Source organism: Micromonospora sp. NBC_01655 (genome assembly GCF_026339755.1).
Lineage (GTDB): Bacteria > Actinomycetota > Actinomycetes > Mycobacteriales > Micromonosporaceae > Micromonospora.
This window is the reverse complement of record NZ_JAPEQF010000001.1, coordinates 4,881,134-4,898,896: the sequence shown is the minus strand read 5'-3', so window position 1 is coordinate 4,898,896 and position 17,763 is coordinate 4,881,134. Positions and strand designations below refer to the sequence as shown.

The window sequence follows — 17,763 nt, the reverse complement described above, 5'->3', positions numbered from 1 at the left end:
GTGGACCAGTGCGTCTGACCCACCGCTGTCCACGGACTCGCCCGGACTCCGGCTTCCGTCGGTTGAGGACAGCCGAGTCCCGCTGACCCGTCTCCATTCGAGAGGAACACACGATGAAGAACATCGTCATCAACGAGAGCTACCTGCGGAAGCTGCACGGCACCTACACCAAGCAGGTCGACGAGATCGATCTGATGTACGGCAAGAACTACCCGTACGGCTCCCTGCCGGATTCGACTGTCGACATCACCAAGCAGTTCAAGCTGCGCCTCGGCGGTAAGGGCTTCACCGAGGCGGAGGACCTGACGGGGGCGATCGACGTCGTCCGGGCCGGCCTGGCCAACCGGCTCAAGGGCGCGCGGGGCGAGCTCAACAACCTGGAGCACGGCATCAAGTTCCTGCTCGCCGACTCCGACGCTGTCGAGCAGACGAGCACGCTGAGCGCCGAGCAGTTCGAGTACTTCATGCCCAAAGCCGGGGGTTAGTCATGGCGAACACCGCGACGTTCGAGGATGCCCTGGCGAGCATTCTGGGGCTGGTGCTTGGCGGTGGAGAGGGCGGGGAAAAGGCTTCCATCAACGACAACTTCCGACCGCGGACCATCAAGGGGCCCGGTTACTGGCTGATCACCCAGACGAGCACGCTCAAGCACACCGGCAGTTGGATGCCGGAGTACAACAAGGACGCGGTCACCTTCTACCGGTGGAAGCAGAAGGGGGCTACCAAGCACATCACCCGGGTGACGGTGTGGGTGGGCGTGACCAGCAGGGACGACACCCAGGGGCAGAAGGGCAACTCCACCGACCCGGGGAACTCGACCAACGCCGACGGCAACCCGGTCGTCGCGCTCGGCAACGCGTGGGAGCGGATGATCGCCGACCTGCCCAAGGTGGCCGGGCCGAACAAGACGTTCGACCCGGACTCGATCGGGTCGGTCCGGGAGATCCTGGGCAACCTGACCACCCACGCGCTGGGGATCTCGAGCGAGCTGACCGATCAGGTCAAGTCGGTGAACGTGAAGAGCCCCGACTTCAAGGGCTCCGCCGAATCGGCCTGGCGCCACCGGGTGCAGGAGGCGAACAAGTACCTCGCCGACATTTTGCCCCAGTTCAAGCAGTGGGACACCTCGCTGGCCCAGGTCGAGCAGGCCATGAGGGACTTCATCACGGCGGTGGCCGACACCTTCGAGAAGTGGTCCTCGATCCACCCGGCCGGCATCTGGCAGCACCCGTACCGGGTCATCGCCACCATGTTCAACGAGAGCACCCTCCAGTACGGCGACCTGCACGACGGCCAGTCGAACGCCTGGGACCTGGGTCAGCAGTACGCCGACACCGGGGACAAAGAAGGAACCGAATACCGTGGCACCAAGTTCGGTGGATCGGACGCGGGTACCGTCATGTGGACGCCGCCCGCGTGGGTGAAGTACCACTCGTTCGACGCCTTCAGCATCCCCGAGTGGAACAAGCTGGACCAGCATCTGCGCCAGATGTGGGCCGACAACGCCCTCAAGACCTTCGAGCCGGCGGTGCTCGCGGCGAAGAAGTTGGTGTCGGTGTTCGCCGAGGCGCGCAACCCGATGAGCATCACCGACCCGAAGCCGGTGCCACCGAATCCGATGCCCAACGACGTGGGGATGCCCAACGGCGGCTTCCCCAACAACCCGTTCGGGAACATGGGTAACCCCTTCGCCAACTGGGGCGACCCGTTCGCGAACATGGGCAACCCCTTCGCGAACATGGGTAACCCGTTCGCGAACGTGGGCAATCCTTTCGCAAACGTGGGTAACCCCTTCGCGAACATGGGCAACCCGTTCGCGAACGTGGGTAATCCCTTCGCGAACGTGGGAGCGAACTTCGGCAACCCGTTCCCCAACGGCGGCGGCCTGGGTAACCCGTTCGCCAACGGCACCGGTGGCGGTGCCTTCTTCCCCACCAGCCTGGTGCCCAACTCGGGTGCCGGTGGTGGTGCGGGTAATCCGTTCGCCAATGGCTTGGGTGGTTCCTCTGCTGGCGGTGGCCTGGAGAATCCGTTCGGTGGTGGCGCCGGCGGCGGCCTACCCGCCGACCTGAAGGTCAAGTCGGGCATGCCGTCCGAGGGTGGTGGTGCGGGTAATCCGTTCGCCAATGGCGGCTTGGATGCTGTGGTTGGCGGCGGTGGCGCGAACGGTCTTCCTCCCGTTCCGACCCCCGAACCGGTCGTACCGTCTGCCGGCGGTGGCCTGGAGAATCCGTTCACCGGCGGTGGCGGGGGCAGTTCCCTGCCGACCAACAACTTCGGGATCTCCCGCAAGCCGTCCGGGCCGCAGTCGTTGGGTGACCTGACGCCGTCCCAGTTGGAGCAACTGGACAAGGCCGGGCTGCTGGACGATGTGCCGCTGACGGCTGAGCAGGCTGACTACCTGCGGAAGAACGGTCTGTCGCCGGGGGGTGCGACCAACCTCGGTCAGCTCAGTCCGGATCAGCTCGACGCGTTGGAGCGCGGCGGGCTGCTGGACGAGACCCCCCTCACCAACGACCAGCGGGCGAAGCTCGGCCTGAACGGGCCGCAGTCGTTGGGTGACCTGACGCCGTCCCAGTTGCGGCAACTGGACGGGGCCGGGCTGCTGGACGATGTGCCGCTGACGGCTGAGCAGGCTGACTACCTGCGGAAGAACGGTCTGTCGCCGGGGGGTGCGACCAACCTCGGTCAGCTCAGTCCGGATCAGCTCGACGCGCTGCAACGCGGCGGACTGCTGGACGAACTCCCACTGTCGCCCGCCGAGCGGGCGAAACTCGGGCTGCCGCCCAACCCGTCGGGGAGTTCCGGCGGGGCCGGATCAGTGCCGGGTCTGAACACGGGCAGGTTGCCGTGGCCCGACACCGGGCCGACGGCGCCGGTGGACCGGAATCCGTTCCCGACCACGGTCGACGGCAAGAACGTGTCGCCGAAGCCGGGTATGACCGGGAGCATCACCACCCCTCCGGCACTCGGCGACGTCACGAGACCCGGTTCGGCCAGCTTCCCGCACGTTCCCGGGGTGCAGGTCGGCACCGGGGGCCTGTCGGCGGTGCCGGGGGTACCCGGCTCGCCCGGGGCGCTGAACCCGGACAAGCTGGGGGTGCCCGTCGGAGGCCCGGTCGGGGCCAGCCTGACCACAGGTCCGGGTGCCGGCCCTGGTCTACCGCAGCCCGGCGGGGGCGGCATGCCGGGCGGTGGGATGCCGTTCATGCCCCCGATGATGCCGGGCATGGGTGGCGCACCCCAGCCCGGAAAGGACCGTGATCGTCAGCGCAGCACCTGGCTGAAGGAGGACGAGAAGGTCTGGGGTACCGACCCCGACTGTGCGCCCGCGGTGATCGGCCGGCGCGGTCGGGACACCCGGGTCGAGGACGACGAGTTCGGCATGCCGGTCGACGAGCGCCCCGGCAGCCAGGACGAACGCCGCCGGTACCGGGGCCGGTGAACACTGTTTCACCGAAGTGAACCCGGTGCCGCAGGTCAGCCGTGGGATAGCAGAGGAGGTAATCGGGATGAGCATGTTGGGCGACGAGGAACTGTTGGCCGAGATGCGTGCGGCCCTGAAGGACGTCGAGGAGGCGACCGACCGGGTACGCCGGCGTGTGGCTCGGGCGCAGACCACCGTGGAGGACAAGAAGAAGCTGTTGTCGGTGACCGTGGGTGGGCACGGCGAGCTGACCCGGATCACCTTCAACGGGGACGCCTACCGGCGACTCGCGCCAGCCGAGCTGGCCGACCTGATCGTGACGACGACGCGTACCGCTCGCGAGAAGGCCCAGCGTAAGACGATGGCCGGCACCGCCGAGCTGACGCGTCACCTCAGCGGCCTCGACGACGCCGCGCAGTCGGCCGCGAGCATCGAGGAACTCGTCGAGGGCATCGCCAGCATGGTTTCCCGCGGTGCCGACCGGCGGACCGGGTCGGCGGCGTCATGAGCGGATCACGGATCGAGTTCAACGGGGACGCCCTGGCCCAGCAGGTGCCGTTGGTGGGCCAGTTCAAGGAGCACCTGATCGGCACGGTGGACCCGGTGCGCCAGATCGCCGAGTGCCGGTGGGCGGCCGGCGTCCCCGCAAACGACGAACTGAGCCTGCAGGCCCGCGCGGCCGTGCAGCAAGTGCTCGCGGGCATCGTGCTCGCGGCGTACGCCAAGTTGGCAGAGGCGGCCGGATTCCAGGGCGAGAAGTTGGACCTGGTTCGCCGTGTCGGGGAGAACACCGAGGCCACCGGCACCGAACTGGTCCCGGACATGAGCGGTGGCACGCGGGGCTGATCCGCGCAGACGAGACAGCCGAGGGCTGGGGCGGTGTCTGCGCCGCCGAGTGATTCGCACTGAGTGCCCCTGATCGGGGGCGGGGAAGGGACGTTACGCGATGGGTGAGGCCCCCGTTCCTTCCGTTGGGCTCAGTGAGTCGTGGAAGCAGGCCCTGGAGGCGTTCACCGCAATGCGGTTGCACCGGTCGAAGCTGCCGGTGTTGGCGTACGACCTGAACGCGCTGGAGACGCTGGCGGATCGGGTGCGGACCCTGTTGGTTCCCGAGCTCACCCAGGCGATCAAGGCGGTTCGGGCGGCGGGGGAGGGCGAGATCTACGACCGGTTCGTGGCGCAGACCGCTCCGTTCGTGGAAATGCTGGACCGGGTTGCCGGCCTGAAGGTCAACCTCGCCCAGGCGATGCGGGGCTTCCTCAACCAGATGGAGCTCACGGATCGCCAGGCACTGGTCATGTTCATCTTCATGATGACCGAGTTGGCGGTCGCGTTCGCGATGGCGTTCTTCCTGCCGGTGGAGGCGGCGGCGCACATCGTGAAGGTTCGGACGATCATCCAGACGATCCTGCGGTCGTCGATGGTGCGGGCGGCGGCGAGCAGCACGGCGATCCAGATGTTGTTCATGCCGGGGTCGTCGCTGTTGGCGCAGATCAGCATGTTGGCTGACGGTCTGGTGCCGGAGATCGACTGGGGGCAGGTCGGCAAGCAGGCGTTGTACGGGCTGGCGGTGGCGGGTGTCACCACGGCGGCCGCGCCGGCGTTGGGCCGGTTCGCCGGTGCCGTCGGTGGTGGCTTGTCGCACCTCGGGGTCTCGGGTTCCACGCGTGACCTGTTGACCAGGCTGTGGATGGTGCCGGTGTCGGAGGTCGGCATGGAGGTGGTCGGCGGTATCGGCGCCAGCTACCTCGTCGACGGGCACTACGACACGGGCAGTCTCGGGCCGGACGCGGTCTCCGGGGCGCTGTCGGGGTCGGGTGAGCTGGGCGCGGCCGGGGCCGGGATGGGCGCGCGTCGCGGCGCGGTGAACCTGGGGTTCAACCCGACCCGGCCCCGGTGGCGGATGCCCGCCGGTACCGGCTTCACCGCCGACGGCAAGCCGGTCGCGCCGGTGCCGCCGCCCACCCCGGTCGCTCCGGACCCGTCCATGTACCAGCCGGAGGTCGGCGATCCTGCGGGTGCGGGGCCCGGGGGGCAGGCCCCGGTGCCCGTCCCGCCGGTGCCGGCACCGGCGCTGTCGGCACCGGCACCAGCGGCACCTGAACCGGTGCCGCCGGTACCGGCGTGGTCGGCACCGACCCTGTCCACGCCGTCGTGGTCGACGCCGGACCTGCCGGTGCCGTCGTGGTCCGTGCCGAACTTCTCGGTGCCGACGGTGCCGGTGGTGCCCGTGCCGGAGTGGGTAGCGGTCGCCGGTGCGCCGGTGGTGGAGCAGTGGCAGCGGTTCCAGCAGGAACTGGTAAACCACTACGGTGGGCTGCTCGCCGGGACGGGGCAGGCGCGGCAGTTCCTGGCCGCGCTTCCCGTGTCGGTCGAGCAGGTCTTCACCGAGTGGGCCGACGCCCGGCAGAACGACCCGACCGTCCCCGCCTTCCTGTCCCAGATCGGCCTGCCCGCCACCGCGCTCACCGAGGGGTACCTGTTCGGTGTCCGGGACCAGGCCGTCGCCCGGATCACCGAAGCCGTCGCGGCGCAGATTCCGGCGGGCGGGCAGATCCCGGCGGCGGTCCGTCCGGAGCTGGTCGTCGCCGCGCTGCCGGCGGAGTTCGACCGGCAGGCGTTGCGTTCGGCTGTGCATCTGGCCGCCCAGCACCACATCGACCAGTACCTCACCACCGGCACACCGACGCCCGTCACCCTGCAAGGCGGACTGGTCCTGCCAGGGGCCGTTCAGGTGCCGGAGGCGGGTGGCGTGCCGGGCGGTGCTGCCGTGCCGGCGGTCGTCGGTACGCCGGGGACCGCTGGTGTGCCGGGTGGCGCGGGCGTGCCGGGGGCCGCCGGGGCGGCGGCGGTGCCGTCGGACGCCGTGCGTGCGGAGGTCGCGCGTCACGTGGACCGGAGCCTCGACGCGATCCTCGGGACCAACCCGCTACCCACCACCGCACCACTCACCAAGCCGTCCACCATGCCGTCGGCCGTGCCGTCGGCTGCGGTGGCCGGTCCGGACGCCGCGCAGGTCAACGCCGTGGCGGACGTGGTCCGACAGGTGGTCACCGACCTGCCCGCCCGCTTCACGGCCGCGGTCATCCCCGACACCACCGCACCGGAGGCCACCCCAGCCGGCACGGACACCCCGGCACACGGGCGCACCGACGTGCCGACGGTGCCGGTGACCCCGGAGCAGCACACCGCAGCAGCGGCCAGCCTGGCGGAAACCCAGTTCACCGCCCTGGCCAGGAAGCACGGCGTCGAGCCGACCAGTCACGACACCCTCGCCGAATCCTTCCGACAGGACTGGGTCGACGGATACCACCAGGTACTCGCCCAGGCCACCGCCGCCCCCGGCACGGCGGGTATGCCCAGCGCGCCGGCCATGTCCAGCACGCCCGGCGTGCCGGCCACGCCCAGCACGCCCAGCACGCCCGGCGCGCCGGGCACTCCGGGCACGCCGGATGCGGGCGGCGTCCGCAGTACGGTGCCGGCCGGCGCGGCCCCCCGCACCGACGGCACGCCGAACCACCACGACGCCAGCGACCGGATGTCGGTCAGTGAACTCTCCGTCCCCAGCGACGACATCGTCAGCCGCGACAGCAGCTTCAACGACACCACGACGGTCAGTGACCTCTCCTCGCAGGACGAGCTGACCAGCCGCGACGACGCCATGACGGTCAGCGACCTATCCTCGCTGGACGAGCCGATCAGCCGCGACCCGGTCAAACGCGACGTCATCGACGGGGATTCGGTCAGTGGCGTCTCGTCCCTCGACGAGTCGGACAATGGTGAAGCGGCCAGGCGCGAATTCAGGGACACGGATCCGTTCAGGGACGCCTCCTCGCGGGACGGGTTGATCAGCGGCGACCCGGTCACGCGCGATTTCGGCGGCAGGGATTCGTTCAGCAACGTGTCCTCGCTGGACGAGCCGGTCGGTGGGGACCCGGGCGGACGCCGCGAGCCGGCCATCACGGCACCGGAGCCGGCGGTCGCGGCAACCGGGCAGCCCGTCGCGGCGACTGGGCAGCCCGTCTCGGCGGCCGAGGCCGCGCGGCGGGTCGCCGACTGGGTCGATCAGACGCCGGTGGGCTCCGACAACAGCCACGACCCGTGGTGGTGGTGCGTGCAGGCCACCCTCGACGCCTACACCACCGCCTACGGACGGCCGGGCAAACGGGCGGTACTCGACGACCGAATCATCGGACTCGACGGCCGACCCGCACCCACGCGGAGCTGGCCGCAACTCCTGGACATCCTCGGCGCGACAGACGAGAGCGTCGCCCACCCCGGCGGAGTCACCCCGGAGGACGTACTCGCCGCCCTGCGAGCGGCACCGGGCTCGATGGTCGTGGTCAGGATCGCACCACCCAACGAACCACAACACGTGTTCGCCCTCCACAGCCAGCCACAACCATCCGGACCACCGACTATCAAGGTGCGCGACGGCCTGGTGCCCGGCGCCGAGGACCGACCCGAACCGACCGACCCGGTACGCGATCCGTGGCTCCGGCACCTGTTCGCCTCGAGCACCCGACTCGCCGCGTTCGACAGCACCGGGCGACCCACCACGATCGCCGACCTCCTTCCCGACCGCACCACCGCGCACCCGCAACCGACCACCACGACCAGCATCGACCCCAGCGCCATCCTGCTCGCCTCCACCACCCCGCCACGCGGCCCGTCCCAGGCGATGCAGGCGGACGGCACCTCTCCCGAACCGGCCGGCTTCCCCGGGCAGCCGTCCGACCCGGCGGAGATGGACGACGCGCCTGGCACCGGCCCGGCGTTTGTCGAGCAGGGATTCCATGAACTAGACCCGGATCTGAGCGGGCTGAATCTGAACACACCACCGGCGGAACTCCCCTCGGACTGGGAGCCGCCGTGGGATGTCGAACCGGTCGAGTCGGACCTGTCGTCAGGAGGGGAATCACCGGCGTCCGACATGGACGGGGGAACGCCGAGGGGCGCCGAGCCGGTCGACCCCTCGGATCCGCTGGCGGGCGTGGATTCGCCGGCATCGGAGTCCGGCGCCGATTGGCTGGCGGATGCCGACCTGAACAACCCCTGGGAGCCGCTGGAAGGGCTGTCTGGCGTCGATTGGCGGGCGGAGTCCGGCCAGGTCGACTATTGGGATCCGCTGGCGTTGGTCGATTCGCCAGCACCGGTGCCCGACGTCGATCGGCTGGCTGAACCCGAACAGGTCGAGTCGGACCTGCCGGCAGGGGTCGATTCACCGACGTCCGAGGACGGGGAGCCGCCGGCGGGTACCGGCCCGGTCGACTCCGGGAATCCGTGGGCGGAGATTCGTATGCCGGCATCGGTGGCTGACACCCCTTGGCTGGCGGATGCCGACCCGGGCGAAGCCGTGCGGCTGCTGGCAGCGTGGGACCAGCGGGTCTCGGCGCGTGGTTTCGGGATCCTGCCGGAGAACCCCGCACCAATCGGGCCGGACCCGGGGTCGAGTGGGGCACCGGCGGTCGGTGGGGCCGGGGGTGTCCCGCAGGACTGGAAGCGGACTGTGGCTTCGGCGATCGCGCAGTTGTCGGCCGTGGGAACCCGTGGTGGGGCGGGTAGAGTCCCCGATGTCGCGGCGGAGTTCGTGCAGTGGACGCGCGACGTGCTCGGGGTCGATCTCTTGGCTGACCTTCCGAAGCCGGACGACTTCTACCGCGCTGTGGTGCGTCGCTTCGAGGAGAAGTTGAAGGCTGCGGGGGTCGAGCCCAGCGCTTCTGGACTCCGCGCCTGGGTGGCCCGCGAGTTGGCCGCTGACCTTCGCCGGGGTGGCGAGTCGGAGTTCAGCAGGTTGCTTCCGTATCCGGAGGTCATGTCCGAGCAGCGACGGGAGGACCTGCACCGGCAATGGCTCAACAAGATCGCGCGCGACCAGACCGGCGATTTCGACGTTGCGCATGTGGTTCCGCACGTCATCGCTTCGCGGTTGTCCCTGTCGATGCGGATCCACCATTCGTTCGGTGCTCCGCATGACATCGGCTCGGAGCCCCGTGCTGGCATCCGGTATCCGGTCGTGTTCCACAAGGGCGTTTACTACCTCGGCCAGCTACCTGACCCGGTAGATGTCGAACGCGCTCGCCGCATCGCTGAGGGCTTCCCTCGGACAGAGATATCCGAAGACGAGCAGCAGCGACTCGATCGACTGTTCGACGACGCACGCGACCTGCTGCGGGCGACGATCGCGGAGGCGGAGAACAACCCCCATCCGACCAACTCCGACCAGTGGCCCATCCTGCGGGAAACCTTCCACCGCCAACTCGCGGTCATCCGTCAACACCCTGACTCTCCCCACAACAAGAAGGCTCGGGAACTCGCTGACCACGTCCATTACCTTCGGAGACTCCTCACTGCCGGCAGATGGGAGTCCGGGAACCGGCAGGACCTGGAAAGCCAGTTCACCATTCACCTGCCCGTCTCCGTCGGCGCAAGGGGCGCGGGGTACCGGTATTTGCGCGTATGGTTGCGCAACAGCCAGTCGACCGCCGTTGATGTCGATCGGATGGCTGTCCCGGGCGATTCGGTCGCTGTCCATTTCGGCAAGGTCGGTGGAGTGGGCACGGGCTTTGCCGAAGTCTCGTACACCGCGGCTGACGGCACCGAAGTCCACTCTCGCCGAGAAATCGGCCGCAGTCTGAACGACTCGGAGCTGGCCAGGCTGAGGAGCAGGGCGGTCGGCAAGGTGTGGGACCTTGACCGTCCGCCACTGGTGCGCGATTTCTACACGACGACGTCCGTGCAACACAACGGGGAATTGAGCGTGGGGCTCGGCCAAGCTGGCCTCGGCCAGAATGTCCTGAAGCCGAGGATCCCGCCGGCCCCGGTGGCCGGCGGACTCCCGCCCGTTCTCACCAGGGAGCTGAAGGAGGCCCGGCTTCTGCTCGGGTATGCCCGGGACGACGGCCGACCCACTGCCGTAGTGGAAGCACCGGCCGGGAAGAACGTCAAAGGGCTTCCCCTGTATCTGGAATTGTCCAAACCTGCCACCACTCGATACGACGTCGAGCGGCTGCGTAAGAGGGCATTGTGGGAACCGGATGATCGGTGGGCTCTTTCCCAGCAGATGTCCTTCGATGTCGTGTTGCAGCCGGGGGCGTGGAGCCGACAGGGGCCTCTGTCGATTCGCGCTGTGTCGGGTCCACTGTCCATCGAGGTCAGCGGTAGTGGTCGGGCCAGGACCTTGGCTGGGGCGGAGGTGGATCTCTCCCCGGGGACGTCGGTCACTCTGTCGGTGGGGAAGTGGCCGGGGCAGGGGGAGGACGGGGCGGATGTCGCCGGCACCATTCCTGTCGTGGTCCGTGCGCCGTTGGTCGACGGGTCCGGACACGTCTACCGGCTCTTCGACACCGGTGTGGACAACGAGCGCTTCGACGACCTGACAAGAGAGATCAGCACGGCCCCGGCGGAAGTGCGGGAGGTTCCGGGGTCGAGTGGGGCACCGGCGGTCGGTGGGTCCGGGGGTGTCCCGCAGGACTGGAAGCAGGCCGTGGCTTCGGCGATCGCGCAGTTGTCGGCCGTGGGAACCCGTGGTGGGGCGGGTAGAGTCCCCGATGTCGCGGCGGAGTTCGTGCAGTGGGCGCGCGACGTGCTCGGGGTCGATCTCTTGGCTGACGTTCCGAAGCCGAACGACTTCCACGACGCTGTGGTGCGTCGCTTCGAGGAGAAGTTGAAGGCTGCGGGGGTCGAGCCCAGCATTTCTGGACTCCGCGCGTGGGTGGCCCGCGAGTTGGCCGCTGACCTTCGCCGGGGTGGCGAGTCGGAGTTCAGCAGGTTGCTTCCGTATCCGGAGGTCATGTCCGAGCAGCGACGGGAGGATCTGCACCGGCAATGGCTCAACAAGATCGCGTACCACAAGACCGGCGATGACGACGTTGCGCATGTGGTTCCGCGCGTCATCGCTTCGCGGTTGTCCCTGTCGATGCGGGTCCACCATTCGTTCGGCGCTCCGCATGACATCGGCCCGGAGCCCGGTGCTGGTGTCCGGTATCCGGTCGTGTTCCACAAGGGCGCTTACTACCTCGGCCAGCTACCTGACCCGGCCGATGCCGAACGCGCTCGCCGCATCGCTGAGGGCTTCCCTCGGACAGAGATATCCGACGACGAGCAGCAGCGACTCGATCGACTGTTCGTCCACGCACGCGACCTGCTGCTGGCGGCGATCGCGGAGGCGGAGAACAACCCCCATCCGACCAACTCCAAGCACTGGCCCGTCCTGCGGGAAACGCTTCAGCGTGAGCTCGCGGTCATCCGTGAACACCCCGACTCTCCGCACAACAAGAAAGCCCGGGAACTCGCCGCATACCGCCGATACTTCGACGACCTCCGTGCGGATCCCCGATGGGAGGAAGAAACGACGGACTTCCGTTACCACTTTACGCTCGACGTCGGCGTCAAGCGACTTAAGAATGGTAAGTCCATGGAGCTGAGCGTGCCGCTGGACGGCGGGGCCGTACCTCTGAGTATCGGCCGACTGGCCATACGGGGCGACCGGCTTCCTGTTCATTTCCGGGCGATAGGCGAAGAGGGCATCGCTTTTGCGGAATTCCGGTATACCGACGCGACCGACGGCACCGACAGGATCCTCTACCGAAAATTCGAACACAATCTCAGCGACGGTGACCTGCTCGAGTTGAGGGGGAAGGCAGCCGGCCGCGTGTGGGACCTTCACCACCGGCCGCTGTCGAGCGACCACTATCAGGTGGCAGTGCCTCTATCGGGACGCGGGTATTTGGCCGGTTACTACGGCGACCCGGCGGCCCGGAGGAACGACAGACAGATCACGGTCCCACACGTCCCGGTGGTCGGCGGGCTTCCGCCTGTTCTCTTCGCCGAGCTGAACGGCCGTCTCATCCTCGGGTACGCCGAGGACGGTCGACCCACTGCGGTCTTGGTAGCGCAGGCCGAAAAGAACGTCACAGGACTGCCCCTATACCTGGAAGTGGGCAAGCCCGCCCTCGTCGTCGACGACATCAAGCGGCTGCGCAAGGACGCGCTGTGGGAACCGGAGGATCGGTGGGCTCTCTCCGAGCAGATGTCTTTTGAAGTCGTATTGGAGCAGGGGAAATGGACGCCCGGTCCGCTGCCCATCGCGGTCGGCGGTCCTGACCCGGCCAGGACGTTGGCCGGGGCGGAAGTGGACCTCTCTCCGGGGACATCGGTCACCCTGTCGGTGGGGCAGTGGCAGGGGCGGGTCGGGGCGGATGTCGCCGGCACCATTCCTGTCGTGGTGCGTGCGCCGTTGGTCGACGGGTCCGGACACGTCTACCGGCTCCTTGACACGGGTGTGGACAACGAGCGCTTCGACGACCTGAAACGCGACATCACCGAGGCGCTGACAAACCCGGGGTCGGCTGCGGCGATGCTGGCGGGGAGGTCCGGCGATGCGGCGCAGGGCTTGCCGCAGGAGAACCTTGAAACGTCGGGCTCGTTGCCGGCGGTGGTTGCCACGGCGATCGAACAGTTGTCAGCCGTGGGCAACCTCGACGAGCAGAACTTCGTGCGGTGGACGGGCGAGGTGTTCGGAATCGATCTCACGCGAGCGAAACCGGGCAACTTCTACGACTCGGTTTTCCGCACCTTCAAAAAGCAGTTTGCGGACTTGGGGATCAACCGTCAAAGACTGCACGAGTGGACGGCCAGCAGCCTGGCCGCCGATCTCCGTCTGGGTGACGCGTCGGAGTTTCGGCGTTTGCTTCCGTATCCGGAGGGCGTGTCCGAGCAGCGACGAGAGGACCTGCACCGGCAGTGGATCGGCAAAATCGCGTACGGCTACAACAGCGATCACGACGTCGCGCATGTGGCTGTCCATGTCCTGGCCCGGTTGTTACCCCAGTCGGTGCGCATCTACCAACCGTTCGACGCCCCGTACGACATTGGTTCGGGGTCCGATTCCACCAAGCTGCCAGTTGTCTTCTACAAGGGCGCCTACTACCTCGTCCGGCCTGCTGATCCAAACGATGCTGACCTCGCCGCCAGAATCGCCAGGGGTCCCGAGCGGACGCCAATACCGGACGGTGAGAAGCGGCGACTGGATGGACTGTTCGACCAGGCGCTCGGTATGCTGCTGGCGCGAATCGGTGCGGTGGAAGAGAACCTCCGAACGGCCGGCAGCCACTGGCCCGTCCAGCGGGAACACCTTCAGCGTAGGCTCGCGGTCATCCGTCAAGGGGTCGGCGGGGTAGATCTCGCCGAGCGGCAACGCCCCGAATCGCCCCGGCAGCAGGCCGACATCCTGGCGGAATACCGCCGGTACCTCCACAGCATGTTTCAATCCAGCCCCTGGAGAGGAGAGGACCCAAGGCCTCAGGGAGGTCGGGTCACCCTCCACCTCAACGTCGCCTCCCAAGGTGATTCGATGGCAGTGGCGTTTGCCCAAGTGGGTGACAAGCGCCTGCGTATCCGCCATCTGAATGCTGTCGCCATCCCGGGTGACCGGATCGCCGTCGATTTCGGGATGGACGGTGAAAAGGTCTTCGCTGTTGCCAGAATCCCCTACACGGCGCCCGACGGAACCGAGAGATTCATCTACCGGGACTATGATACGGACTTTACTGCGGAAGACCTGAATGCTCTGAATGAGCGGGCAGTGGAGGCCCGGTGGCGGAAAGTGCACTCGGCCATCGACCAGTTGACGGCCAGGAAAACCCACAAAGGGTCGGAATTCAAGCGTTGGGCGTATGAGGTTTTCCGCATCGGTCGCGCGGAGGGCGGCGCGCGGCCGCTCGACGCCTTCTACGGGACGGTGTTGAGCACCCATCAGGACCGGTTGGCGCAGGCGGGCGTCACCACCGTGGCTGAACTGGGCGCATTGGTGGCCCGCCACCTGGACGGCGACCTCCGCCGGGGTGAGCAGTCGATGTTCGGAGCACTTCTCCCCTATCCGGAGAACATGTCCGAACAGCGACGGGAGACCCTGCACCAGCACCTGCTCAACAAACTCGTACACCGCCAGCCCGGCTATCCCGACGTCGTGCACGTGGTTCCCCACATCGTGGCCTGGGGTTTGGGTCTGCCGATGGCGATCCACCATCCGTACGGTGCCCCGTACGTCATCGGTCCGCCAACCGAAGACGGTGAAGTCCCGCAACCAGTCGTCTGGTTGGACGGCGCCTACTACCTCGGCCAGCCTCGTGACCCACACGATGCCCGCATCGTCGAGGGCTTCCCGTCACCGGCAGCCCTCACCGAACTGCGCCGACTGGACGCTGTGTTCGACGAGGCGCTCGAGGTGCTGAAAACCGAAGTCGAAACGGCGGAACAGAACACGGCGATCGGCCACTGGCCGCTCCTGCGGGACACCTTCCACCGGAACGTCGCGGCTATCAGCCAACGCCCCAGCTCCCCCCAGGGGCGCGCCGACGTACTCGAAGAACACCTCCGATACCGCAACGCCCTCCGCGAGGAGAGCAACTGGGAAGACGAGAACCGTTGGAACCTGCAAGACCCGTTCACCATCCCCGTCCTCGTCGAGGACACCGCGGGTCGTCCAACTCTTCGGCTCCGGCTTGACGGGGACGACACGATCCTCGGATATGCCGATCGAGTCGCCGTGCCGGGCGACAGGGTCGCTGTCGATTTCGGAAAGGTTGACGGCGAGGGTGTCGGTATCGCCAGAATCCCGTACACCGCGCCCGGCGGCACCGAGAGTTTCGCCTACAAGGAGATCGCCCGCAGGTTCACCGACAGCGAGCTGGCCGAACTGTGGAGCACGGCAGCCGGCCCGGTGTGGGAGACCGTCGACCGGTGGACTTTCGGCAACTTCTACCACATCACGGCGCCGGTGAGCGAAAGCGGAACATTTGACATCACCTTCGGCGGCCAGCGAGTCACGCTCCCACCGGTCGAGGTGGCCGACGGACTTCCGCCGGTCATCGCCGCCGAACTGAGGGAGGGGCGTTTCCGGCTCGGGTACGGCATGGATAGTCGACCCCTGGCGGTCCTGGAAGCACCGGCCGGAAGGAACGGCACCGGAGCGCCCCTGTACCTGGAGCTGTCCTCGCCGGCCCCCACCGCCTACGACATCGAGCGGCTGCGTTCGATGGCGCTGTGGGAATCGGCCGAGCCAGCGGCGCTCCTCGACGAAGTATCCATCGATCTCGTCATGCAGGAGGACAGGCGCACGCCCCACCCGCTGCCGCTCACGCTCGGCGATGACAACTCGGGCAGGACGTTGGACGGGCAGGAGGTGGATCTCTCTCCTGGGACGGAAGTCGCCCTGCGGGTCGGCCGATTTCTCCGGCTGGAGGAGTCGAACGTCGTCACGAGCATCGTCGCCGTGGTCAAGGCACCGTTGGCCGACCAGTCCGGATACGTCCACCGGCTCATCGACACGAACCTGTCAAGTGAGTGGTTCGACGAGTTCAAGGCGCAGTGGGAGACGACCGACAGCGGCAAACGCCCAGCCGTGCCGGAATGGCCGGCGGGCCCACTCGAGAAGCGTCCGCGCACCGGGGGCGGGCTGCCTGGCAGCCCGGCCGCGTTCGAGTGGGGTCCTGGGAAGGGCTCGTTCTCGGCTGGTGTGGGCGTGGAGACCCTGTCGTCTTCCGGATGGGCGGCTGGGGTGGAGCCGTCGGTGGAGCAGGTTGACGGTGGTTGGCGTGTGTCGTATCGCAGCATGGAAGGTTTGCCCCGCTGGGACGAGATGACGCGGGTGCATTCCGATCGGTTCACGTTCAAGAGCGCGGAGCCGCTGCGGTTTGTGGAGACGCCGGGGGCGGAGCGTCCGTTCCGGGTGGAGACGGCGGGGCAGGACGCGGGGGTACGGGTCCACGTCGATCATTGGGTGCATCGTGAGTCGGGGACGGTGGTGTTCCGTCTTCGGTTGGAGCCCGACGCGGACGTGGCCTCGGAGTCCATTCTGCGCACGCTGGGTGCTGTCGAGCAGTGGGTGGTGCAGACCAACGAGCGGTTGCGGCTGGAGGGTGGGCCGCCGGCGGTGGGGGTGGTGTTCGATCCGACCGCGGAGACGGAGGTTCGGCTCAGCCCTTACGGCAGTGACCTGAAGAACAGTAAGGATGTCTGGGTCAGCGAGGACGGTTCGGCGGGTCGGATCAACCAGTTGCACTGGCTTGCGGATCTTCCGTCCCGCGCTTACGGGCATGAGTTGAAGCATTTCGCCGGGGTGCCGCACGATGGTTCGCCGGATGATCTGCTCAGGACGTCCAGGACCGTCGGTGACGATCATCTCCACGAGCCGGGGTTCACCAAGTGGGAACTCGACCAGATCCGCGATACGGCTGCCTCGTACGTGGCTCCCACAGTCGAGCCCCGGCCGGCTCTGGTCCCGCTCGGCGTGCCCCGCGACGGTCGCGACCTGTTGTCCGCGTTCGTCGCCTCCGAACCGGCCCTGGTCCGCACCGCGCTGGACGCGCGGCTGCCGGCGGACCTGCGGGAGTTCCTCTCCGATCCGGCCGGGGTGCGGGCCGCTGTCGCCGAATCGGTTCGTACCGGAGTAACGCAGGGGTCCGAGCTCGGTCGGGTCACCGAGTTGTTGCGGGACCACGTGTCGGACTATCTGGCGGAGAACGCGGGGCGGTTGCCGGCGGACGTGACCGCGCAGCGGTTCGCCTTCCAGTCGCAACACGCGCGGGACGTGGCGGCGCTGAGCCCCGACCAGGCGCTGCGGCGCGTCGGTGAGCTCGTGGACGCCGGTCGCCTGGACCCGGACACCGCGCGGGCACGTCTCGACGAGACGCGGGCCAATCCGGCGGACGCCGGCCGTCACCTGCTCGAGGTGTTGACCGACCCCGATCGCCAGCTCGACTCCGGGGAACTGGCCGCGGTGAAGGCGGCCGTGAACGACTGGGCGAACCTGTCGGGCAGCCCGGCCGGCCAGTTCCTGGCACCGTTGCTGGCGCACGCGACCGATGCCCGGATGCAGGTTTCCCAGGTCGCCCCGGGCGGGGTGCGGCCGGTGGGCGGGTACGGCCCGGCCGGGGGCACCCCGGTCAACCTGGCCCAATCGGCCGCCGACCCGGAACGACCGGGCGTCCACTTCGACGCGCTCGTGCCGGAAGCCCCTGCGGCGGTCGAGCCGTCGGCCGTACCCCCGCAGCAGCTCGCGCCGACCCCGCAACCGCCGGCCCCGGCCGCCGACGACGGTCAACAGCAGGTCGTTCCGCTGGCCGCGTCCCCGGACGCGCCGCTGGTCGTGATGGCCGAAGGGCTGCCGGAGAACCTGCGGCTCCAGCGCGCGGTGGGCGGTGTGCTGCTGCACGACAGGGACGCCGCACCCGGCCCGATCAGCTCGCGGGTGTTGCCCCCGACCGGCCCCGGCCCGGCCATCCTGCTGCACTCCTCGGTGCTCGACCCGGACCGTCTCGGCACCGCGCTGGCCG

The 17,763-nt window shown here is 68.3% G+C and carries 5 protein-coding genes (1 of these 5 running past the window's edge); all 5 read left to right on the top strand.

Annotation, left to right across the window (positions count from 1 at the left end; translation table 11 throughout):
• Positions 1 to 113: 113 nt before the first annotated feature.
• Positions 114 to 485, top strand: a complete 372-nt coding sequence (locus tag OOK41_RS22070) for a hypothetical protein (RefSeq protein ID WP_117672890.1) — start codon at positions 114 to 116, stop codon at positions 483 to 485.
• A gap of 2 nt (positions 486 to 487) precedes the next feature.
• On the top strand, positions 488 to 3,445 hold the full coding sequence (locus OOK41_RS22065; protein WP_266266557.1) for a hypothetical protein: 2,958 nt from the start codon (positions 488 to 490) through the stop codon (positions 3,443 to 3,445).
• A gap of 67 nt (positions 3,446 to 3,512) precedes the next feature.
• The gene (locus OOK41_RS22060) at positions 3,513 to 3,935 is read left to right on the top strand and encodes a YbaB/EbfC family nucleoid-associated protein (protein ID WP_266266555.1); all 423 of its coding nucleotides are present in this window, start codon (positions 3,513 to 3,515) and stop codon (positions 3,933 to 3,935) included.
• The gene (locus OOK41_RS22055; protein WP_266266554.1) at positions 3,932 to 4,273 is read left to right on the top strand and encodes a hypothetical protein; all 342 of its coding nucleotides are present in this window, start codon (positions 3,932 to 3,934) and stop codon (positions 4,271 to 4,273) included. Before OOK41_RS22060 ends, OOK41_RS22055 begins: the two co-directional genes overlap by 4 nt.
• Before the next feature lie 100 nt (positions 4,274 to 4,373).
• Positions 4,374 to 17,763: the 5' end (the start) of a toxin glutamine deamidase domain-containing protein gene (locus tag OOK41_RS22050; RefSeq protein ID WP_266266553.1), read on the top strand. 22,331 nt of this gene lie beyond the right edge of the window; the window shows 13,390 of its 35,721 coding nt (coding positions 1-13,390); the start codon lies at positions 4,374 to 4,376; its stop codon lies beyond the right edge, outside the window.